The following is a 24,012-nucleotide window of genomic DNA, read 5'->3' as shown; positions in this document are numbered from 1 at the left end:
GTCCCTTCACAGACCGGGGCGTTGTAGTTTACCGTTACGGTTGGCCTTTCATTTACAACAACGGTTTCAAATGTTGTTCCGTCACTTGAACAGCCTTTGTTGTCGGTAACCGTAATATAGTAATCCCCCTCGTTAACCTCTACTGCATTTGCAATCACCGCATTTTGAGAGTCGACACTGTAACCGTTGGGCCCGCTCCAACTAAATGTGGTGTATGTGCCCGAGCCTCCGCTAGGTGTTGAGCCCACATTGATATCCGACCCCTGGCAAACAGGACTGTTGCTGTTGGCGGTTATGCTTGGGTTAGAATTTACTGTGACAGTGACACTTGTTGTAACACTACAAGAAGTTATACTATTTGTTATCGTTAGATTATATGTAGTTGTAACTACAGGCGACACATCCCAAGAAGCAGCACTACTTGTATTTCCAGCACCATCATCCCATAAATAATCTACATTTGGATCCATATCCGTTGTAGCACTCAAAGTAGTCTTTTCGCCATAACAAATCTCTGAATTAGGGCTGATTGAGTTTATTACCGGGTTATCATGAACGGTAACCAGTATATTGCCATTCATGTTCTTATTACATGAATTATCTGCAGCATTAACGGCGTCCACATAATAAGTAGTATTTGTACCTGGGTTAACGGTAAAATCAATCGAACTTCCACTTCCGTTTATCAGAAACCCAACATCATTACCATCCGAATCTTTAAGTTGATAATCTATTCCTAGTTCGGAATTCCCCAAAGTCAAAATCACCGGATCACCGGGACAAACAAAAGGATCTTCTGATGTTAATTCAAATACTGTTGGTGTTTGGTTGAGAATGGTATAATCGGAACCAATACTTAGAGGAGTATATCCAGCATCATATTGATAATAATCGAAATAAATTCGTGCCCCATAGTATTTAGGGTCTACCCTATCTGTATGAAACTCCAACACAGTAGAAGTACCGCTACCCGAAACATCTGCCCAATCAGCATGATATTCAACTGAGCCTAAAACAGTTCGTATTTGCCATACAATACTTGCAGCATCATCGTGCCAACTGGTTGGAGTAATATTAACCTGTCCTTCCTCAGAACAATAACTTGAAGCAATATTCGGATTACTTCCATTTCCCCCTTTTAAGGAAGGGAAACCTTTTTCCAAAGCATCTTTATAAAATTCACTTTGCGCTTTGGAATAAGTCTTCAGATCTTCATCCGTTTGCGCAAACAAAACAGACGAAACGCCAAGCAAATTCCATACGAATAAAATGAATAGTGTAAGGTATATTTTTCTCATCCTATAATGATTAATGTCTCCTAGTTCCAATAATAAAATTCAGCGCAAATAGAAAAACCTTAAAAAAAACAATCGCCGCCAAGGTCCCAAAATGGCAACGGTTCCAACCAGATTCTGTTAAATTAGTTGGGTGTGTTCTTTTATTATTTCTATTTGTTATAAACTTATCTATCCTATATAGATAATTGCTATTTCAAAACCCTAATAGCTCAATTATCACAAATTAGGGTCACAGTTCAACTCGTTCAAAACAACATCAAAACAGCCAATTAGACTTACCTACTGGCGGTTTAACCATTTTCTACGAGTAATCTGCGTATTAGTTTCAATAGCTGAGTATTCTGTAATATTTTTTTGTCAAACACATCATTTATATTATGAACGCATAAAAGTCCATGTTTAAAACCATTTGATAAATCTTAACTATATATTATGCCTTTCTCCTATTTATCAGAAACCACAATTGGGCAAATACGAACTCAAGGCCATGCCAACAGGTAATACAACAAAACACTCAAATAAACACAACTATTCCCCAATGGCCCGTTTAATAAGCTTTCCGTACTTGGGATTTTCTTCCATGGCTATACGCGCTACCTTGATGTAACTGCTTAACCAGTGTTGCATCACTACAGTTTCTTTCTTTGTTTTATGATTTAGCATACGAACCACCCCGGTAATTTTAACACATTCCGAAGAAAGTGCGTTTAACTCCTTCAACCTGGTTTTGACGTCTTCTATTTCTTTTAAGGTCACCCCAAAGCCTTCCAGAGTGGCGATATAGTTTTTATTAACCAATAAATTATCAATAAACACCACTACTTGCGACATCCATTTTTCGTAGGTTCTTGCTCTCGCTCCCGTTAATAGTAGGGCTTCCTGTGCTTCAACATCGTCTAAAAAAGCTATTCTGGATAACTTCAAAAACTTCATATATTTTTTATGCACTTCAGTTTGAACTTTCTTTTTCTTCGCAAACATTCGTTTTTTTATCAAACTTTGTTTAGCCACCTCAATATTTAAGCGTTCAAGACCTTCAGCCAGTCTTTTTCCCTCTGCAAGTTTCCTGCTGTCATACCCATATCCGCCTACCACCTTACGAATATCATCCACATCAGCACTCTTTGATGTAATATCCTTAAGTTTATATAGATATTCTTTTTTAGTATGTTTAGTATAATGCATAAAATATAATTCTTAATTTAACTATTTATTATTAATAGTTTAATCATTATTGGAATCATTTAACAAACTAAAATTAAATTTATTGAATATACAAATTATTTATATCTTATTTTGATATGTAGGTATCTTTTTTATTAATGTAATATCATTTACAAAATTAGAATTGTTTATTTATTATTCAGACATGTAAAAATATTATTTAGAATAGTTAAAATATATAATAGACTATCAATAACCAATATAAGACCGATGTAGTTAATATTATATCTGATTATAAGATAAATAAGAACGATCTGATACTTAATAATAATAATGAATATAAAATTTCTCTACAATTCTTAAGAAAAATATACTCTTCTTATTCAAAACAATTATATTTGACGTTCCAGAAATAGCACACTAAGCAGCATTATATGTACCTTTTTTACGAGCCGGATTTTTCGAATAATGGAAATATTCTATCTCAGGACGAATCAAAACATTGTATTCGTGTCCTACGTCATCAAGTCGGAGATATAATTTCAGTGATGGATGGCATAGGTTGCAGGTATTCAGCGGAAATTATTGATGCTAATCCGAAAAAATGTACATTAAAAATTGTTGAAACAAATACTGAAGAACGAAGACCATTTTCGCTCCATATGGCTGTGGCCCCCACAAAAAACATTGACCGTTTTGAATGGTTTTTAGAAAAAGCAACGGAAATGGGTATTGAAGAAATAACACCTATTATATGTGATCATTCCGAAAGAAAAGTAATTAAACCGGAAAGATTGGAGAAAGTAATTGTTTCAGCTTCCAAACAATCGCTTAAAGCCTATATACCAAAGTTGAATCGGCTTGTTACGTTTAAGGAATTCGTCAACAACAAATCAACTGCCAACTGTTTTATTGCACATTGCGAAAACATGCCCAAGCAATTGTTGAGAACTGTTTACGAGCCAAATTCAGACGCCGTTATATTAATTGGTCCGGAAGGTGATTTTTCGCCAGGTGAGATTCAAATGGCAACGGATCATCAATTTAAGGCCATTAGTTTGGGCAAAGAACGTTTAAGAACTGAGACAGCTGCCATAATGGGGTGTGCAACAATTAATTTAATCAATCAAAAAGACTAAACGTAATCGGCCAAAGTTTGACGGCCCAAAAAATCCTTAAACTCGCAAGCCAAGGCAGAAGCCAAATCGCCCATGATACATTTATTGAATGGGCATCGCTCTTTGTTTCCCGGACAACCCTGGACTTCAACAGGCCCTTCAATTACCTCGTACAGTTCCAACAAGGTTATATCCTTGGGATCTTTTTTTATGACAAATCCACCACTTGGTCCCCTATTGGAGGACACAAAATTTTCTTTTGCTAAACGTTGAAATACTTTTGCCACATGATGTCTGGAACTATCAATCATTTCTGAAATCTGATTCACGTTTAGTTTATGATCTGTTTTTGCGATTAAGACCATACCATGCAGTGCTATGGAAGCAGCTTCGGATAGAGTTATAATTTTGGACATTTGCGATTGCTTTATTTAATACTAAAATACCTAATAGCTATTTGTTCCTACAAATAAAACGATTTGAATCGGTAAATAAAAGTCTTAAATACTAAAATAGAACATAAAAAAACCCGCACCAACAGGTGCGGGTCTGTGTTATATGATTGACAAGCAACTTATTTGCTTTCTTCAACCAATGTTTTAGTTGGTAAATCACAAACTTCACTGGGGCCGAAATATTGGATAGGACCAGGATATACATACTTGGTATTTTCCGCCCAATCGTCACGATTAGCTGTTAACGCTTTAAATGGGGCACCATCTAGTTTTACAAGCGCTTTTTGAATAACAGGCTTCATTTGACCATGACGACGCTCCATGTTCATCATCATAGTTACAGGTACACCACCTGCTATCCACTTATCTGCAGGAGCCGTTAAGTTACGAACAGATGCCATATAACCCGTTTTTCCTTCTGCAATAAGAATAGAAGCAGTATAACCCAATGAATAACAATAATCAGCATCGAAGTTAGATGGTGCGGCACATCGTCCTTCGTAACCAAAGAAGTGCCCTTGAGCAGAGAATTTACCCGTATATTGGCCAGCTTTCTTCATTTTCTTCAACTTAGCCTTAACCATATCAATTAATAACTTCTCGGTTTCAATTAACGATACTTGAACGTTTCCATGTGGGTCACGGTCTAACATTAACTGGTTAGCGATACTGTTTGGCAGGCTTCTGAATACCTCAGCCATATCTGCAGATAATTTTGCCGATAAGTAACCTCTCTTCTCACTGTTCGTTTCAAGAACATTTACTTCTTCCTCGTTATGTGCTAATAAGTCGTTAAGCTCGGCAATTAGTTTTTTCATAGCAGGAATAAACTCAACTAATCCTTCAGGAATTAAAACAGTACCGAAATTCTCACCTTTTGCAGCACGTTTTGCAACAATATTGGCAATATACTCAACTACCTGATCAAGACTCATATTTTTAGCCTCTACCTCTTCAGAGATAATTGTTACGTTAGGCTGAGTTTGAAGCGCACACTCTAAACCAATATGAGAAGCAGAACGTCCCATTAATTTAATGAAGTGCCAGTATTTTTTAGCTGAGTTCGCATCGCGTTGTATGTTACCAATCAACTCGCTATATACCTTACATGCGGTATCGAAACCAAACGAGGTTTCAATCATTTCGTTTTTAAGGTCACCATCGATCGTTTTAGGGCAACCAATTACTTGTACTCCCGCATTTTTTTGTTTGTAATATTCGGCAAGCACACATGCATTGGTGTTTGAATCATCTCCACCTATAATCACGAGCGCATTAATGCCTAATGCCTTACAGTTTTCAAGACCTTTATCGAATTGAGCTTCTTCTTCTAACTTGGTACGTCCGGAACCAATGATATCAAAACCACCCGTGTTTCTGTAATGGTCAATGATGTCGTCTGTTAATTCAGCGTAATCATTGTTCACCAATCCACCAGGACCGCCCAGGAAACCATATACTTTATTAGCTGGGTTCAGTTTTTTCAACCCGTCGTAAATACCTGAAATTACGTTATGGCCACCAGGAGCCTGACCTCCCGATAAAATTAAACCAACGCTAATTGCTTTTGTTACTGCAGAAGATTCTCCTGCTTCGAAGCTTAATACAGGCATTCCATACGTATTAGGGAAAAGTTTTTTGATATCATCCTGGTCTGCAACAGACTCAGTATTTTTTCCTTCTACAATTTTTACAGATCCTTTAAGTGCCGCAGGCAATTTTGGAGCGTAGCTCTCACGTGCGATTTGAAGTGGACTTTTAATCATCTTATCCAAATTAAATATAGTTTTTAGAAAATAATCTTTTTCAATTCTTCTGAAAAGCACCAAGTTAGAAACATGATCAAACTCACTTTTTCAGATGCTGCAAAAATGTTTATATTTTTTCAATTTAAAAAAAAATACAGGCTTATATTTACAATTTAACACTTATTTAAACTCGATCTCTTTCGGATATAATAGTTTATGCTTAGCAGAAGATAAGCTAGGGGACTTATTGATGGCAAAATAGATTTTGCATAAAAAACCAAATACCGAAGTATACACGGCATATCGTTTATGATTTAAATAGATAATCTTAATACCTCATATAGCCAGACACCATTATATAAGCCCACCCATTTTCCTATATTCAACAGGCGTGGTTCCTACAATTCTCTTAAAAATTCGAGTATAATACTGTTGACTATTAAAGCCGGCCTCTTCGCTGATTTGTTTTTGGTTTTTTGCTGTTGTTATTAAAAGTTCCTGTGCCTTTTCAATCCTTTTAATGTTGATATAATCATTAGGCAACATATGTGTGATCTTTTTAAACTGGCGTGAAAAGTGATCTTTTGAGCAACATGCTATTTCTGCTAATTCTTCCAATTTGATATCCCTGTGCAAGTTGGTCGATATGTGTCTGAATACATTGGTAAGCTTATACTGCGTTTTTAAGCTTACTTCTTTTTTAAGATCGGTTTCAATAAAACGCGAAAACAACTGTTTTAAAATACCAATGGTCTCTAACTGCGCACTATTGGAAGTAGAGGTAAAATCATTGACCGACCAGTTTCGATGTTCATAGATATTAGGATCTGAATATTTCAAAGCGATATTCGGATTAATTTCGAGTAATCTTTGAAATAAAGCATAGTCTAAATCGGTAGCTCTCACCTCATTTTTTATAGAAATACGATCAAAAATCTTTACGCCATCCGACAACTTATGTGAAAAATGCAAATAATACTGCGAAATTGGTTCCACACAGTGATAACTACACAATGTATAGCTGGGAATCAGATAGAGGTATCCTGCTTTTAACTGATGCATCTTATTTTTAGGCATAATAACTCCCTCACCCCCGGTAATCAAATATATGCGAGAAAAAGGACTAACAATATTGGAATAATTCCATTCCGTACCTACCTTAATTTTGGAAGCGTTATAAATATGAACCTTTATGTCATCAATTAAACCCGGTGCAAGCATAATAAAATTATTTACGTCAAGTCTTCAAATATAACTCATTATATCGGATTTGTACAAAACACCATCGGATATTTGAACCGTTCCCGATAATAAACGGACTAGCTTTGTAAGCTGATCAAAGAACTTAAAAATCTATATTATGACATCAAAAGAAAGAGTATATGCAACCATAAACCGGGAAAAAGTTGACTACCCTGCCTCCTGGTTAGGGCTACCGGTTCCCCCGGCCCTACCGAATTTATATAAACACTTCAATGTAAGCAGTATTGAAGGATTAAAAAAATCTATAAAGGATGATGTATGGCCCATAGAAGTGCCCTACCACAACGCTCCTTTTAATGATGTTGGCTGTGCCCTGCAATTTGCGAAGCCCACAAGTATAGGAACCCAGGACGAACGTACTTTGACTGCACCGGGCTTTTTCCAGGGAAAAACAGACCCTGCCGAGATTGACTCCTTTGACTGGCCCAACCCAGCAGATTACCTGGATATTGAAGAATCTAAAAAACTAGTGACTGAAGTATCCGATGATTATTTTAAGATGGGTATCATGTGGAGCGCTCATTTTCAGGATACTTGTGCCGCTTTTGGAATGGAAGATGCACTGATTACCATGATGATGTACCCGGATATGTTTCAGGCGGTAATTGATAAAATTACAGGTTTTTACCTTGAATTAAACAAAATGTTTTATGAAGCTACCAAAGGAAAATTGGATGGTGTATTAATTGGTAATGATTTCGGAAGTCAAACTGCTTTAATGGTTGATCCGGATATGTTACGCACTTATGTTTTCCCGGGAACTAAAAAACTAGTAGATCAAGCTAAGAGTTATGGCCTAAAAGTCCTCCACCACTCTTGTGGTTCCATCTTCCCAATCATCAACGACCTATATGATATGGGGGTAGATATTGTACACCCTATACAAGCTCTGGCTGCTGATATGAGCGCTGAAAATCTTAGTGAGAAAATTGAGAATGGAGTTTTCTGTGGAGGTGTGGATGCGCAAGAGTTATTGGTGAATGGTACTCCTGAGGAAATAAAAAAACGTGTTACTCAACTTAAAAAATTGTTTCCGACCGGTTTAATTATTTCCCCTAGTCACGAGGCCATTTTACCTGATATTGCCCCGGAGAATATCCAAGCTATTTTTGACGCGGTTAAATCATAATTATTTGTGTCTTTTTTGCTGGTTGAGGGGTGATAATATCTTCAATTAATTAGATATTTACAGAAACAATATTAGTCAACACCAATTAACAATAACAAAGTTGAAATTTGTTTTTAGCAACCTCTTTTAGACCTACAATTTCAATCTAACTCAGGTTCATAAACCGTTAAAAACAAAACATTAACAATTTCTAAATAAAAATAATATGAGTGCATTACTCACAGGTTTTATCCTTCTATTTTCGGCTAGTATCAGCCAGGGTACAATGGGGTATGGTCAAAAAAGATTTCAACCCATGAGCTGGGAAGCGTACTGGTTTCTTTTCTGTATTCTTTCGATGATAGCTGTACCTTTAATTTGGATAAACATAGTTATTCCCGATCCCGTTGCAGCACTACAAGCGGTTGCTACTAAAAATATGCTTATCGCCGCAACAATGGGCGCATTATGGGGAATTGGTGCTTTAATGTGGGCAAAAGCGCTGGTATTCCTTGGCTTGTCGATTACTTATGGCATTGGTATGAGCATGAGTGCGATGATAGGTTCTCTTGGGGTACTTTTTCGTGGTGAAAACATCTGGGTTAAAACGTCGACATACTGGATTCTGACCGGTATTGCCGTGTTAATATTGGGGATTCTTATTATTACATTGGCCGGTGCTAAACGAGAGAAAATAAAAGGCGACCTGCCCGATGTATCATCGTTATCGAAAGGGATGCTAGTGCTTATGTTTGTTTTTGCCTTTGCAAATGGAATATTCAGCTCAGGCCTACCATTGGGGTTTGACCGAGTTCAAGTTGCCGCAGATACTGCAATCTTACAGGGAGCGGAACCTTATAATGCGTCGTTGTTAAATTGGGTGTATGTATTTATCGGTGGACTGGCAATACAGGCTGGTTATGCATTTGTTATGATGTTGAAAAATAAAACATTTAATTCGTTCACCACACCCGGGGTATGGAAAGCATATCTTACTGCATCTATTACCGCTGTACTTTGGTTTGCACCATTGGCTTTGTTTGGTATGTCAACAGCTGTACTTGGCGACTTAGGAAAAGTAATAGGGTGGCCAATATATTGCGCACTTGCCGTAATAGCATCAAATATTTTAGCCTATTTCACAGGTGAGTGGAAGGGCGCTATGAAACCGTTCTGGCAAATGCTGTTAGGTGTTTTTGTGCTGATTGTTTCGCTGGTATTATTTGGCTATGCGGACACTTTAGCAGGATAGAAAGAGCAGACAACAACGATGAGAAGTAAGATTTAAAATTAAAAAATGAAAAAGAAAATATTATTTCTACTATTAACGGTAGTAGTTTCAGGGCTTATTGCCCAAAAAAAATATAAAGCCGAATGGGAATCGCTAAAACAATACGAGATTCCGCAATGGTATAAAGACGCCAAATTTGGAATATTTATTCATTGGGGTCCAACAACGGTACCTGCCTACGATTCGGAATGGTATGGGTATCACATGTGGAAAGAAGAAACTGTAGATGCCTTAGGGAATCCATCTCAGAAAGCGTCCAGGGCTTATAAATACCATACCGAGAACTATGGGAAACCGGAAGATTACGGCTACACCAAATTTATTCCGGAATTCAAAGCTGAAGATTTTAATGCCAAAGAATGGGTTGATTTATTTAAAGCAGCCGGTGCAAAGTATGTGGTTCCTGTTGGAGAACACTGTGATGGTTTTGCTATGTACAATTCTAAAATTACTCGTTGGAACTCGGTAAAAATGGGTCCGAAAAAAGATATTGTGGGTAGCTTGTTTAAAGAAGCGCGTAAGCAAGATTTAAAAGTCGGTGTTTCTTCGCATTATGCCTATGGTTGGCATTGGTGGACTTATAAAGATAAATTTGAAACCACCAATCCTGAATTACAGGATTTTTACTGGGAACCACACGAAAGATGGGCTCCTGCTTCCGAAGCTTTTGTAAAACATTGGTACAACAGAACCTTGGATATGATGACGCAGTACAAACCAGATTTATTATGGTTCGACCTTGGGCTTTGCGAACCGGAATACGAAGAAGCCAGGAAAAAACTGCTTGCCAATTATTATAACCAAGGTTTAAAGAACAATCAGGAGGTGGTTCTTAACTACAAAAACATCAAATGGAAACCAATCCCCGACGGAGCTGCTGTTTTGGATATAGAAAGTGGTAAATTAGACAGGATCAGAGAAGAAACCTGGCAAACAGATATGTCGCTAGGTGGTTGGCGATGGGGATACTCCAACGGTTATACCATGCGACCAGCTTCAGGATATATCAACGACTTAATTGATATTGTAAGCAAAAATGGTGTTTTACTATTAAATGTAGCACCTAACAAACATGGAGTTATACCCAATGACCAAAAATCTATTTTATTAGAGATTGGTGCCTGGTTAAAAGTGAATGGTGAAGGTATTTACGAAACCACACCATTTACTATATTCGGAGAAGGGCCTACCAATGCCAAAATGGTTTTACATGGCAATATGAAGGATAAAGGGTTTTCTTCGGAAGATATTAGGTTCACCCAAAAGGGTCAAACCATATATGCCTTTTGGCTAAAGCCCGACCAAAGAAAATCCATTAGTATAAATGCATTTGGTGCAAATAACCGGATTGTTAATGATGCGATTAAAGCGGTTACTATCCTGGGATATGAAAAAGACATCAAATGGATTCAACAAAACGATGAATTGGTAATTGAATTACCACGGGGTACCAACCTAAAAAATGCTTTAGGGATCAAAATTGAACTTGAAAATGCCCCAGGTGATATCTTCAAAACTAAACAATAGAATAATGTAAAAGGTTGTACTATCGTGCAACCTTTGTTTTATTAATCCCTTAGTATTGAATATGATTCCCCTAAAAGAAATAGCTCTATCATATATCAGCACTGGTAATTACAAGTATCCGGATACTTTTGTTTTTTTTAGTTTAAGGCATCGTATTTTTACGAGTTATAAAATACCTTAACTCACGATAATTTTTTCCAAGAAAAAAGGATTGCTCTACAGAACAATCCTTTTTTTATTTCCTAATAAATTTCGGTTAGCTTTTCAAAAGCTCAACTATTTTAATTTTAATGGTTTTAGCTGCTTTATTTTTAGCATCAAAACCTAAAGCTTTATCTGCTAGGCTGTCTGCCTGATCAAATTCAGCTTTGGCTTTTCCTTTGATAGCATCCCATTGATCGCGGTTGGCATCCGTTCTGGTATTTAAAATAGATATTCCATTGGTAAAGAATTCATTGGCTTGTTTAACATAGTGTTTTCCAAGCTCTTTTTTCATATAACCAATATACTTGCTATTTGGGAACTCTTCAACACCGGCCAAGAGTACTTTTTCCATATCGTCCATTTTATCCATAGATTTGTACGCCATACCCGAGTAGAAAGTAGCTACATCTTCTTTGTAACCTAACTCCTTCGACTGTGCATAATACTTAAGTGCCTTTTCATTGTTTTTAAGTTTCCTTGCACATGTAGCCGTATTATAAACCATCGCAGCATCCATATCCTCAGATTCGTCCCAAGCTTCTATGGCAGCCTCAAAAGAAGCCAATGCTGTTTTGTAATCCTTCGCTTTTAAAGCGGCATTTCCTTCGTTTTTGAATTCGGCTGCACTTTTCTCCTCTTGCGCATAAGCAGCCCCTAACATTGTGAATAACAATAATGTTACCGATAGAATGTTCTTCATAATCTTTGTCTTTTATTATTTTATGTTATGAGTTTACAATTTTAGATTCGTAAAAATAACTTTTTTTTTAAAAATCTTAACAATTGTGAAACATTTCGTTAAAAAAATTACAATAACTGTGCCTATTTCAAAAGAAAATCTTTCAACTCATTCAAAGTAGCTTTCAGTTGAATATTTCTGGGCTCTCCGGCCATAAAAGCTTGCAAGCGTTCCGGAACCTCCACTTTTCTTCCAATTACATTCTCCACCACTTCCGGAAACTTGGCGGGATGGGCTGTTTCCAGAAAAATTCCTTTTTCACCTTTTTTTAATTTACTTTCCAGGGCCATAAACCCGGTGGCTCCATGAGGATCTAATATATAGTTGCACGTTTCATCTACCCTTTTTATCCCGGCCCTAATTTCATCATCGGTATACGAAAGACCTTCAACCTTTGCCCTAACCACCTCATGACTAGAGTCAAACAAATCCATTATGCGTACAAAGTTACTTGGATCACCAACATCCATGGCATTGGCTACAGTCGATTTAGATGGTGCCGGCACATATTCACCGGTCTCTAAATATTTAGGAACAATATCGTTTATATTTGTTGCGGCTATAAAGTTTTTTACCGGGAGTCCCATCACCTGAGCAACCAATCCGGCTGTAATGTTTCCAAAGTTACCACTGGGAACACAAAATACGATGTCATCCTTAATTCCTGCTTTTCTTAATTGGGCATATCCATGATGGTAGTACACCGATTGCGGTAAAAGACGAGCTAGATTGATTGAATTGGCCGAGGTAAGGACCAGTTTCTCGTTCAGCTCTTTATCCATAAAAGCCTCCTTTACCATGCGCTGACAATCATCAAACGTACCATCCACTTCAATAGATGTTATGTTCTCACCAAGAGTGGTGAACTGCTTTTCTTGCACCTCACTGACCAAACCTTTGGGATATAGCACAAATACATTTATTCCGGGAACTTTATAAAAACCATTGGCTACGGCACTTCCTGTATCCCCGGATGTGGCCACCAAAATATTTACTTCCTTTTCCTGATCCCCTACAAAGTAAGAAAGTATACGAGCCATAAAACGGGCCCCAACATCTTTAAAAGCCAAGGTTGGCCCATGAAACAATTCCAGTGAATAAATATCTTCATCCACAGCTACCACCGGAATATCAAAATTTAACGCATCGATTACAATGGTTTTAAACTTTTCTTCCGGTATATCAGGACAGAAGAATGGTTTCAACACTTCAAAACCAATTTCCTGTAAAGTTTTATTCTGAATATTATCAAAAAACGAAGCTTCCAACTGAGGAATAACTTCGGGCATAAAAAGTCCTTTGTCGGCAGCCAATCCCCTTAGAACAGCTTCTTTCAGGCTTACTTTAACACCTGGTGAATTAGTACTATAAAATCGCATCTTTATACTATCTAGGTTAAGGTGGGCTGTAAAGGTTACAGGCCACCTTTATAAGTTTACTCTCAATCGTTCATTTTATTTTAAAAGCTCTTGCATAAACTCGGGGCCGTAGAGAGTGCCGTAAGCTCCCTCTTTAGCTGCATCCTCATTATATTCCTTAACGGAATCTGGTGCCTGTCCGGGTTTTACTATAAAAAACGGTACCGCATCTCTGGTATGTGTTTTTATCGCACATGGTGTTGGATGATCGGGCAATAGAGCAATCGTTACCGGTTCGTCCATCTTTTCAACTTCCTCTATTACATATTTCACCACTCTTTCGTCGAGATATTCTATGGTCTTTGTTTTTAATACGTGGTCGCCTTCGTGTCCTGCTTCGTCACTGGCCTCAATATGTAAAAACACATATTGGTTTTCTTTTAAAGCTTTTATGGCGGCTTCGGCCTTGCCTTCGTAATTTGTATCGTACAAACCTGTAGAACCTTCCACATGAACACCTTTTAGTCCGGCATAAGCTCCCAATCCGTATATTAAATCCACCGCCGAAATAACTACACCTGATTCTATTCCATATAGTTCTTTCATAGTTGGCATGTCGGGAGTGTTACCTGCGGACCATGGCCAGATCATATCAGCCGCCGGTTTGCCAGCATCTCTCCTCTTCATATTCACAGGATGATCTTTCAACAGTTCTTTTGACTTTAACATTAAATCAACCACGATATCTATGGTAGCCTGAGCGCCATCTCCCTTTGCAGTTGGCAATACTTCCTTAAATGGAGTGCCTGTCACGTCGTGAGGAGGCACACAGTTAATTTTATCACTTCCGCCTTTCACCACCATCAAATGACGATAACTCACGCCCGGGTAAAAACTTACGATATCCGATCCTAATTTTTCCTGAAGGAATTCCATTATTTCCTTGGCCTCCTCTGTAGAAATATGTCCTGCGGAATGATTTAAAATTTTTTCATCCTCAATTGAAATCAGGTTGCAGCGGAAAACCAAATCATCCAAAGAAGTTTTCACTCCCATAGAAGCCGCTTCGAGTACACCTCTTCCCCTGTAATACTTGGCTGCATCATACCCCATCACCATCATATTGGCCACTTCGCTACCCGGGTGCAATGACGGTGGCACCGTATCCAAAAGACCAGAAACACCTTTGGCACATAAGTTATCGATATGAGGCGTTTTTGCCGCCATCAAAGGCGTTTTATTTCCCAATTCCTTTAACGGTTCATCAGAAGCCCCATCTGCTAATATTACTAAATATTTCATTTTAATCTTTTTTAATCAGTTACCAAGACATTTATTTATTCGCAACTTTTATAATATCAGCAAACACTCCGGCTGCGGTGACTTCTGCCCCTGCACCATAGCCTTTAATTTGCATTGGATGTTCTTTATAATGTTCCGAGTTAATCAAAATAATGTTGTTACTTCCTTCCAACTCATAAAAAGGATGTTTGTTGTCTATTTCGATAAAGCCAACCACAGCTTTTCCATTTTCAAGTTTGGCACCATATCTCAGCTTTTTTCCTTGTGCCACGAGCTGCTTTCTTTGATCTTCAAATATGGAATCATGGTTTTTAATTTCCTCCATAAATGCATCCAGCGATTCGCAGTCCATGTATTTCTGCGGCACAAACGGAACAACATCAATATCAGACTGCTCCAATGGGTAACCTGCTTCCCTGGCTAAGATAAGAATCTTACGCACCACATCGGTTCCACTCAGGTCGATCCTTGGATCCGGTTCGCTATATCCCAAATCCTTGGCATCTTGAATTACTTCCGACAAGGGCTTGTTTTCATCTACCGTATTCACAATATAATTTAATGTTCCCGATAAAACCGCCTCCAATTTAAGGATTTTATCGCCGCTCATCACCAAATCATTCAAAGGTCCAATAATTGGCAACCCGGCTCCCACATTGGTTTCAAACAAGAATTTAACTCCTTTGTTTAAGGCTGTTGATTTTAATTTTTGATACAGTTCATATTTCGACGAACTCGCAATTTTATTAGCTGTTACCACCGAAACGTTGGAATCTAAAACTTCTTGATATATGGAGGCAATCGTTTCGTTGGCGGTACAATCCACCAAAACACTGTTGCCCAGGTTATACTCAACAATGCGCTCTTTAAATACCTGTAGGTTGGCAATTTCTCCCTGCTCCATCAGGTCGCCCAAAATATTCCTGCTATCAAGTCCTTGCGGGTTCAACAACATTTTTCGGCTATTGGTAATTCCTGCTATCCTGATTTTAAGCTTGTTATCAGCAAACAGCTTTTCTGTTTGAGCGTTAATTTTTTCGATTAACATTTTACCAACCGTACCGGTACCCACCAAAAACAAGTTAATCCTGGAAAACTGGGAAAGGAAGAAAGCTTCGTGTGCAGTATTTAACCCTTTCTTCAGATCTTTCTCTTTTACCACAAAAGAAATATTTAACTCCGAAGCCCCCTGTGCAATAGCAAAAATATTTATTCCGTTTTTACCCATGCTTTCAAACAAAGTGCCGGATACCCCGGTAGTATGTTTCATATTCTCCCCTACAATTGCAATAATTGCCATGTTCATCTCAACGGAGATATTGTTGATTTGATTTAACGCAATTTCCACATTAAATTCCTCCTGCACCAATTTTACCGCGGTATCGGCAGTTTGGGAGTCAATAACTACACTAATAGAATTCTCCGAGGAAGCCTGGGAAATAAGTATTACGTTGATGTTTTTTAGTGCCAATGATTTAAATAGGCGCATGGCAATACCTGTAACGCCAATCATCCCTAGGCCTTGCACCGTAAGTAATGAAACATTTTTGATAGAAGAAATTCCCTTGATCTTTTTCCCCTGCATAGGTTCTTTTTGATCGTTGATCAAAGTCCCTTTAGCTTCAGGATTAAAGGTGTTTTTAATCAGTATAGGTATGTTCTTTTTGTATACAGGCAAAATAGTAGGCGGAAAAATCACTTTGGCACCAAAATGCGATAGCTCCATCGCTTCGGAATAACTTAATTTGTCGATACAATAGGCGCGGCTAATAATTCTTGGATCGGCAGTCATAAAGCCGTTTACATCTGTCCAAATTTCCAGGATGGAAGCATCAAATGTCGCTGCCAAAATAGCGGCAGTATAATCGGATCCTCCCCTGCCTAAAGTGGTTATTTCGTTTTTTTTATTGGTTGCAATAAAGCCAGGAAAAACAGCCACCTTACCAATCTCATCTTTCACCTTCATCAACTGAGATTCTGTCGATTTAAAATCTACAGAATCTTTACCGAACACATTGTCTGTAATGATATATTTGTGGGATTCAAATAAAGCAGCCCCTTCTATCAGTTCGGAAATTATAAAAGAAGAAATTCTTTCTCCGAAACTTGAAATAATAGCCTTACTTTTTGAAGTAACCTCTTTTAACAGGAACACTCCTTTGATAATGGTACTGACCTCTTCAAAAAGCTGATCTACTCTAAATTTAATAGTTTGAGCCTTATCCAGAGGAAATAGCTCACTAATTATTTTATAATGCTTTTCTTTAACTTCACTGGATACGTCAAAACATTCCTGGTTTCCTTCTTCCGCCAGGTGGGCAGCTTTAATCAACTGATCGGTGACCCCACCTACCGCGGAAACCACCACAATAATTTGCTCCTGTTGGGATTCAACAATGTTTTTAACTTTTAATATGCTATCCGAAGAACCTACGGACGTTCCTCCAAATTTTAAGACCTTCATACAAATTTATTAATGATGAGCCATATAGAAAATAATATATGGTATTATGTTTAACACAAGCTATTAAGAGAATATTGCAATTGCTCAATGAACTATTTCAATGTTAATCAAAAGTAAAATACTAAAAATAATGCTTTTGAAAACAATCTCAGGTGGATGTTTATATTAAATAAACTACCTGACGGCAGGAGAATAACAGCTAGACCCCCCAAGGGGTAATGGTTGACGTAGAAATAGTGGTGATAATATGGGAAAAATTATAAACCATAGCTGTAAATGCGTTTTGCTTTTCTATTATACTGCAAAAATAGACATTTAATTCAATCCCCAAAATTAAAACATGACTTTTGCCATGATTTTAAGGTTTGATAACATTGGGAGAAATTATCCAACTTGTTCGAACCCAAACCAGAACACCTCAATCAATCATTAAACGCATTATGATTCTCCTTGGCTTGTGCAAGTCCATTCATAAATTTCAACCATGCAATCTTTTATGATTCGGGACTTAATCATTTACTTAACCAGGCGTTGTATATATTTTACTTAAATATTTGTCGCTTTTTTGAAATTATATTTTGATATACTTCTATAATTCGATGGGGATTCTTGCACAAAATAATACAACCCTCCCCAATTGTGCTTCACTTGATAAAATACTTTTTGATACTCCCCATTCTTAATGATTACGCGGGTTATCACCTTCCCCTTGAGATCATGTATTTCAATCGATTTTCCTTCGGGATAAGATTCCCTTAATGGTGGTAACCCGAAAGGGCTTTTTTCTTTCACTATCGTTTTTTTGGATTTTGACGGTACAGGGGAGGATCCAGTCGATACAGTTTCTTGTTGCTTAATCTCAACATGCTTTTGATATTGTATAGCCGTTTTTTCCTGTTCTTTTAGCAAGACATTTTTTGGGGGCTCAGCTTTTGTAGCGACACTCCTTTGCCATGATTGATAATCTCTTTTAATTTTTTCCAGTCTTTTGTTAACCACCAACTGATAATCTAAATCGTAATCAAAATCATGTTTAACATTAGAATATTGGATTTTAGCCACAGGTTTTTTAAAAAAAGCAGTATCCACATTTGGAAACGTGGGAAAAAGTTCCACCAAAATCTCATACGGGTAGATATTTTTTTTATCCACAAAACCTGGTACTTGTGTTGAGAAACTGACTTTTTTACCTATGTAGCCAGGTTTAGAAAAACAGAAGTGAAAATTAGTGTTCCATGAAAGATACGTAATAAAATCCCCGTTAACATCCACGGGCACCCTTTTTTCATGGTATCCATTAATCACCGACAAGCTAACTTTTGACGCTTTACCATCCCTGATATAAACTGTCCCCCTTACAGGGTACAATCCCTGTGCCTGGATAGTGAGGCATCCAAGTTCGAGAATGATAAAACCAAATAAGAGTATTTTCCCCATATAGGTAATGACTTTATATGGGGCTAAAATAGACAATTAAGAATGAAATACCAATAACGGGGTTGTTGAATGGAATAACATTTTCTTCGCTATAGATGGATTCAATAACCTGGAAATAAGGCTGCGCTTAAAGGTGGTAAATGCCAGAATATTGATGTTATCAGACAGGACAAAACGCTCCACCCCCACCCAAAAATCCTCGTTTTCTAATAATTTAAAATCAAGCTCCTTACCAATGTCGTTGCGTCTAAAATGTTCTATCAGCCCGTCCATTCTAACTCTATCTTTTTCGATATTATTACCGGCGGTAATATGCGCACATTTAACACTCACATCAAGGGCTTTGATAATTCCAGACAATTTTTCGATAGATACAAAGTCACTGTCCCCAAACACGGACAAATAGCCAATGTTAATTATTTTATCCATCCCTTCGTATTTAAAACCCTCTGGCACAGCCAAAACAGGCACTTTGGCACCTTCGATTATCTCCGCGGTAACACTTCCGATCAAATCCACTGCTTTCTTATCGGCGCCCCGTGTTCCCATTACTATCAAAGAGGGTTTGTAAATCTCACTGTAGGTAAGAATTTCATGTTCTGCAATCCCTCGGCTTAGTTCGGTATGGATCTTTACACCTTCAATCCTATTTTCAACAACTCGTTTTTCCAGTCCTTCCTTTAATTCTTGCAATTTTTTTTCACTCTCCTCTTTCAACTCAAAACTAACCTCGTCTGAATTAATATCGTATACGAAAGAATCACTGAACGGCAGGCCTGCATTCATTGGTGAGTAGTACGCATTGAACAAAGTCAGTTCGCCCTTGCTTCGCGAAACCCAGTCAAAAGCAATATCAACAGCTTTCTGAGAGTATTGCGAAAAATCGACCGGAACCAGGAATTTTATTCTATCTTTCTTTTTCGCCTTAGAAGGAGATGAATCATAATCCGATTCCCGGATGGAATCAAACACGATAAGGGCTTGCTCAAAATCAACTTCTTTTATATTTACTTTAACTCCAGCCGATACAGCTCCCTGAATAAGGTTTATATGCTCCAGAAAGCACTCTACTCCCTCATTTGCCAGCAAAGTTTTTACTACTTGTGCTTTCTCGAATGACAATGTTGCTAAGGTGATTATTTTATCTTCCATGACCAAAAATTGTTTAGACTGTTCCCTGCGTTTTAATTTAATAAAATATTCGGAGAATGTCTAACAATTATCGTTGTAAGATCCATAAAAATATTTTTATGTAGTTTTATTCAGGAAGTTTAAAGTTATCCCAGAATTTTTCTTCTTTAGCGCTTCCGTTAAAATATTGGCGATTGGTTATCTTATCGGTATATTCGTCCACCTTAACCACTTTTAGGTAAACAGATGTCTTTGTTCCGTTTGCTTCATTCTGTATATAGTTAACGGAGTTCAAGACCATTTTATTTCCATGAGCTTTATAAGCCGTTTCTACCTTGTATTTTAATTTGCTGTTTTCTTTATTGGCATAAAAACTGTTTCCATGTCGGAACTTAGCTGTTCTAACTGCTTCAAAACTATTTTTTAACACTTGATTATTTTGATGCGATATCCAGATTTTTCCTTTATACTGCACTAATTGAGGATCGCCTGTGTTTTGGATGGTCGGATTTTTACATTCATACGAAATTACCCAAACGGAATCCTCTTCCAGCACTTCCTCTCCTTCCACATACACATCAAAGTCGTTGATAGACTCTACCGACAAAATATTACCCGGGTTCCTCACAATATCCTGACTGATCAAATTATCGATAAACGTTAACCCTTCTTTTAACAAACCTATTTCTTTGTGCGGATTGCTTTCTGTAATACGGTAATGAATATTTTGAAATGCTTCAGTAAACGAACGTGTTCCGTAGCCCTTGCTATCCGTCAATACAAATATGGCTTCGTCCTCTGTTTTTCTCCCTTCATTGATGGACACGGTACGCAAGTAGCAATTGTACGAATAAGGTTCTGTCAGATAATTCTCTACTATTAAATTAGATGCCGCTCTTATGATACCATACCCAATTTTAGATTTAGCAGATACATTAACCTCTGATATACCATATTTTACAGGAGTTAATTGAATCATTAACCCATCCTTTCCCGACCATTCGCCCACTTTGTAAGTTTTAGCCTTATACCCCACTGCAGAAACGCTAATTTGTTTGTCAATTAATGCTTGCGATAGTATTATTTCAAAATTTCCATCACTATCCGATGCCGTACCCAAATAGGTACTCTCAACCCCAATATTTGCAAACTCAACCGCAACTCCCGTTTCCGCGTTTATAACGGTACCGGTAGCCGTAAAGTTTTGAGCCATTAATAAGGAATTCAATACAAAAAATAAAATAAATGATATAGCTATACTTCGTTTCATTTCGAACAGTTTTATCGGTTAAAAGTAAGAATAATACCGATTTGTTCATGATGTTAACGTTAAATTTATTCCATCATGTAGCGCTATCATCAATCTGCCGGCGTAAAGATCGGGACAACAAGAATCAACATAAATCATGACGCCACAGCTTCTGGCAGGCATTTGTTTACATTTGGCTTTGCGAGGATCCCAAGTGCTAATTCCGAAGTAAATTGTAGTATAAGTTCCGTTTTTTTTATAAATAAAGTATTCCGAAGTGCTTTTTTACATATTGAATTTTTTGCATACATGAGCAAAACTGATATTGAAAGATGTTTAGAATTAATTATTCGCATAATGAATAAAAACTTTGTTACTTTTGAATTTAATTATAAAAACAAGATACTTATGAGAATCGTTTTGTTACTCACTTTAAGTGCCATAATATTAAATAGTTGTGTAGTTTCCAAAAAGAAATATGAAGCTTGCATGGCCGCAAAATCAAGATTGAGCAAAGAGTTAAGCACAACCCAAAAAGAAAACAAATCGTTGCAAACCCGGATTAAAACCAACATCTCAGATTTTGAATCGATGAAAAACGAGATGCACTTAAGTAATGCGGTCAAATCGGACGAAATAAGTGATTTATTGGTTAAAGTGACCCAGCTTACGGATGCCAACAACGAACTGGAAAATAAACTGTCGCAAACTGTAACATTATACAAGTCACAACAACAAACTTCCATGTCTGTTGCCGATGAGCTTAAAAAGCTGCGAAAAGACAACATGAAGCTCAAAAGAGATACTGCAAGTATTAGATATGCTTTAAAACTCTCGAAAGAAAGATTTGCCAAACTTGAAAGTGATCTTACCGCACATAAAAACAAGTATAACAGCGTGAGCAATTCCAATCGACAATTGACCAAGGAAATGGAAGTTAACAAACAGAAACTAATTTCTTTTGAGCAGCAATTGGTGAGAAACAAGCAAAAGATGGAAACGATTTCTACCTCTTTGATTGAATTAAGAAAGGAAATGCTTTCGGCTAAATCAAGTAATAAAGTCATTGATCCTAACAAAAACAAACATATTGATAAAATGGCCAAAGAGTTGGGTCACTATTAAAATATAAAAAGCTTCAAATACAATACGATAAGGATTGGTGAGAACGGGGATTGAGTCGAACATCGGCAAACTTTACATTATTAAAATAGCTAAATGGTTTATGTTAACCATGCCTATTTTAATGCTTTTTTATAAGGACATGGGATTCTCCGACCGGGAATCCTTTCAGCTTAAAGCCTTTTATTCTATTGCTATTGTCATATTCGAGATTCCATCGGGATATTTGGCAGATGTAATTGGCCGCAGAAAAACGCTGATATTCGGTTCCATTCTGGGAACATTGGGTTTTTTGGTTTATGCCACTACTTCGGGTTATTATTGGTTCCTGATCGCCGAAATTATTCTGGGTATCGGGCAAAGCTTCGTTTCCGGAGCTGATTCGGCCATTATGTACGATTCCCTAAAATCCGCAGGGCGAGAAAGGGAGTACGTGAAATTCGAAGGACGAAATTTTACTGTGGGTAATTATTCCGAAGCTTTAGCGGGAATCATCGGTGGTGCCTTGGCGGCTATCAATATGCGTTACCCCTTTATTTTTCAGACCGCTATTGCATTTATGGCAGTTCCAGCTTCCATTATGTTGGTGGAGCCCACCAGAATTGGAAAACGCAAAAAGCCTGGTTTTAGGGATATTTTAAGTGTGGTGTGGTTTGCCACGGTTAAAAATTCGAAATTAAGGTATAACCTGCTTTTCTCAAGTATACTGGGCACTGCTACGTTGACCATGGCCTGGATTTATCAGTTATATTTAAACGATATTGGTTTTTCGGAATACGCCATTGGAAGCACACATACGGTTTTAAACCTGATTGTGGGCACCACCACCCTTTTTGCCTATAAAATCGAAGCCAGGCTTAAGCCTAAAATGACCATTTGGCTCACTTCGATTATCATTACGGGTAGTTATATAATCTCCGGATTTATAGAATCGGCGTGGATTTTGATTGTACTGGGGGTATTTTATTTTAGCAGGGGAATTGCAACACCAGTCCTTAAGGATTATATCAATCGAATTACTTCCGACGATATGCGTGCCACCGTGTTATCTATCCGCAGCTTAATTATCAGGGGCTTTTTTGCACTGATAGCACCTTTAATCGGTTTTTTATCGGATAGTTACACCCGCTCATTCTCCCTGAAGATGATAGGAATCGTGTTTACCTTGTTAGTGGGTTCCTCTATTTTCCTGTTTCTAAGATCGATAGAACACAACACCCCTAAAGATTGATCACCAAATTATCATAGGCAAGTTGAATATTGGCAGGTAACTCCTGATTTACTTCCTCATACAATCCCATTTGATGCGAAATGTGAGTGACAAAACCCGTATTGGGGTTGGCAAGTTGCAACACCTCTACTGCTTCGCTCAAACTATAATGTGAAATATGGGGTTCTTTCCTGACCGCATTTAGGGCTACGATTCTCGAACCTCGCACCTTCTCCATCGATTCTTCCGAGATATAATTAAAATCAGTCAAGTATGAAAAATCCCCGATCCGATATCCCAGCACAGGCAGGTGCATATGCATGCCCCTTATCGGAACAACATCTATCTCACCTATTTTAAACGGTTGTTCGTTAATGACATTTAAATTTATTTTTGGAACACCTGGATAAGGTTCTGGGACAAAGGCATAGGAAAACTCGTTTTTAATGGCCTTTAAAACACGATGCTCGGCAAACACGTCAACATGTTTTTTTGTGACCCAGTTAAAGGCCCTTACATCATCTAACCCTGCAATGTGATCTTTATGTTCGTGTGTAAAAAGTATACCATCCAGTGAACGGACATCATGTGTCAGCATTTGCTGACGGAAATCGGGACCCGAATCAATAACAATGTTATGTCCGTCAACTTCAACCAAAACAGAAGAGCGTAGCCGCTTGTCATGTACGTCATTTGATTGACAGACTTTGCATTGGCAGGCTATTACAGGTATGCCTTGTGAAGTTCCCGTTCCGAGAAATGTTATTTTCAAAACAATTAAGTTAGATTTTTGACTGACAAATAAAAGTGAAAAGACTTGATTA

19 protein-coding genes are annotated in these 24,012 nt (G+C 37.6%); 6 read left to right on the top strand and 13 right to left on the bottom strand.

Going from position 1 to position 24,012, the window contains the following annotated elements; genetic code table 11:
- On the bottom strand, positions 1–1,298 hold a 1,298-nt coding region (locus ACRD64_RS01645; RefSeq protein WP_430931408.1), incomplete at its 3' end, for a hypothetical protein.
- Between the two features lie 528 nt (positions 1,299–1,826).
- Positions 1,827–2,483, bottom strand: a complete 657-nt coding sequence (locus ACRD64_RS01640) for a hypothetical protein (RefSeq protein ID WP_430931407.1) — start codon at positions 2,481–2,483, stop codon at positions 1,827–1,829.
- 413 nt (positions 2,484–2,896) lie between these two features.
- On the opposite strand from ACRD64_RS01640, the gene ACRD64_RS01635 reads away from it, so the two are divergent.
- Complete coding sequence (locus ACRD64_RS01635; RefSeq protein ID WP_430931406.1) at positions 2,897–3,601, top strand: 16S rRNA (uracil(1498)-N(3))-methyltransferase; 705 nt, start codon at positions 2,897–2,899, stop codon at positions 3,599–3,601.
- Here the strand turns inward: ACRD64_RS01635 and ACRD64_RS01630 are convergent.
- The 3 genes from ACRD64_RS01630 to ACRD64_RS01620 all read right to left on the bottom strand — a co-directional run bounded on the left by ACRD64_RS01630 (position 3,598) and on the right by ACRD64_RS01620 (position 7,004).
- Positions 3,598–3,996 (bottom strand): RrF2 family transcriptional regulator, encoded by a 399-nt coding sequence (locus tag ACRD64_RS01630; protein ID WP_430931405.1) that lies wholly within the window; start codon positions 3,994–3,996, stop codon positions 3,598–3,600. The genes ACRD64_RS01635 and ACRD64_RS01630 overlap by 4 nt on opposite strands.
- A 158-nt stretch (positions 3,997–4,154) precedes the next feature.
- Complete coding sequence (locus ACRD64_RS01625) at positions 4,155–5,801, bottom strand: diphosphate--fructose-6-phosphate 1-phosphotransferase (protein ID WP_430931404.1); 1,647 nt, start codon at positions 5,799–5,801, stop codon at positions 4,155–4,157.
- A gap of 336 nt (positions 5,802–6,137) precedes the next feature.
- Positions 6,138–7,004: an AraC family transcriptional regulator gene (locus ACRD64_RS01620; protein WP_430931403.1), complete on the bottom strand. Its 867-nt coding sequence runs from the start codon at positions 7,002–7,004 to the stop codon at positions 6,138–6,140.
- Positions 7,005–7,143: 139 nt separating this feature from the next.
- Between ACRD64_RS01620 and ACRD64_RS01615 the strand changes: the two genes are divergently transcribed.
- The 3 genes from ACRD64_RS01615 to ACRD64_RS01605 all read left to right on the top strand — a co-directional run bounded on the left by ACRD64_RS01615 (position 7,144) and on the right by ACRD64_RS01605 (position 10,972).
- Entirely contained in the window at positions 7,144–8,175 is a 1,032-nt protein-coding gene (locus ACRD64_RS01615; protein ID WP_430931402.1) for a uroporphyrinogen decarboxylase family protein, read from the top strand.
- Positions 8,176–8,380: 205 nt separating this feature from the next.
- Positions 8,381–9,406 carry an L-rhamnose/proton symporter RhaT gene (locus ACRD64_RS01610; RefSeq protein WP_430931401.1) on the top strand — a complete coding sequence of 342 codons (1,026 nt, stop codon included), beginning with the start codon at positions 8,381–8,383 and terminating at the stop codon, positions 9,404–9,406.
- 45 nt (positions 9,407–9,451) lie between these two features.
- A complete protein-coding gene (locus ACRD64_RS01605) occupies positions 9,452–10,972 on the top strand; it encodes an alpha-L-fucosidase (RefSeq protein WP_430931400.1) in 1,521 nt (506 codons plus the stop codon).
- 256 nt (positions 10,973–11,228) lie between these two features.
- Here the strand turns inward: ACRD64_RS01605 and ACRD64_RS01600 are convergent, their stop codons facing one another.
- The 7 genes from ACRD64_RS01600 to ACRD64_RS01570 all read right to left on the bottom strand — a co-directional run bounded on the left by ACRD64_RS01600 (position 11,229) and on the right by ACRD64_RS01570 (position 20,877).
- Complete coding sequence (locus ACRD64_RS01600) at positions 11,229–11,876, bottom strand: tetratricopeptide repeat protein (protein WP_430931399.1); 648 nt, start codon at positions 11,874–11,876, stop codon at positions 11,229–11,231.
- 122 nt (positions 11,877–11,998) lie between these two features.
- A complete protein-coding gene (gene thrC / locus ACRD64_RS01595) occupies positions 11,999–13,294 on the bottom strand; it encodes a threonine synthase (RefSeq protein ID WP_430931398.1) in 1,296 nt (431 codons plus the stop codon).
- A gap of 75 nt (positions 13,295–13,369) precedes the next feature.
- The gene (locus ACRD64_RS01590; RefSeq protein WP_430931397.1) at positions 13,370–14,575 is read right to left on the bottom strand and encodes a cofactor-independent phosphoglycerate mutase; all 1,206 of its coding nucleotides are present in this window, start codon (positions 14,573–14,575) and stop codon (positions 13,370–13,372) included.
- 31 nt (positions 14,576–14,606) lie between these two features.
- Positions 14,607–17,039, bottom strand: coding sequence for a bifunctional aspartate kinase/homoserine dehydrogenase I (gene thrA, locus ACRD64_RS01585; protein WP_430931396.1), 2,433 nt, complete (start codon positions 17,037–17,039; stop codon positions 14,607–14,609).
- Between the two features lie 546 nt (positions 17,040–17,585).
- Positions 17,586–18,476, bottom strand: coding sequence for a hypothetical protein (locus ACRD64_RS01580; RefSeq protein ID WP_430931395.1), 891 nt, complete (start codon positions 18,474–18,476; stop codon positions 17,586–17,588).
- 36 nt (positions 18,477–18,512) lie between these two features.
- The gene (locus ACRD64_RS01575; RefSeq protein WP_430931394.1) at positions 18,513–19,628 is read right to left on the bottom strand and encodes a universal stress protein; all 1,116 of its coding nucleotides are present in this window, start codon (positions 19,626–19,628) and stop codon (positions 18,513–18,515) included.
- A gap of 106 nt (positions 19,629–19,734) precedes the next feature.
- Entirely contained in the window at positions 19,735–20,877 is a 1,143-nt protein-coding gene (locus ACRD64_RS01570) for a carboxypeptidase-like regulatory domain-containing protein (protein ID WP_430931393.1), read from the bottom strand.
- Between the two features lie 336 nt (positions 20,878–21,213).
- Here ACRD64_RS01570 and ACRD64_RS01565 point away from each other — a divergent pair, with 336 nt between their 5' ends.
- Positions 21,214–21,981, top strand: a complete 768-nt coding sequence (locus ACRD64_RS01565) for a hypothetical protein (RefSeq protein ID WP_430931392.1) — start codon at positions 21,214–21,216, stop codon at positions 21,979–21,981.
- 37 nt (positions 21,982–22,018) lie between these two features.
- Entirely contained in the window at positions 22,019–23,209 is a 1,191-nt protein-coding gene (locus ACRD64_RS01560) for an MFS transporter (protein WP_430931444.1), read from the top strand.
- Here ACRD64_RS01560 and ACRD64_RS01555 read toward each other — a convergent pair.
- A complete protein-coding gene (locus tag ACRD64_RS01555; RefSeq protein WP_430931391.1) occupies positions 23,199–23,960 on the bottom strand; it encodes an MBL fold metallo-hydrolase in 762 nt (253 codons plus the stop codon). The genes ACRD64_RS01560 and ACRD64_RS01555 overlap by 11 nt on opposite strands.
- Positions 23,961–24,012: the final 52 nt, after the last annotated feature.

This window comes from Saccharicrinis sp. 156, assembly GCF_050589685.1.
Classification (GTDB): Bacteria; Bacteroidota; Bacteroidia; order Bacteroidales; family Marinilabiliaceae; genus Saccharicrinis.
This window is presented reverse-complemented; position numbering and strand designations above follow the sequence as displayed.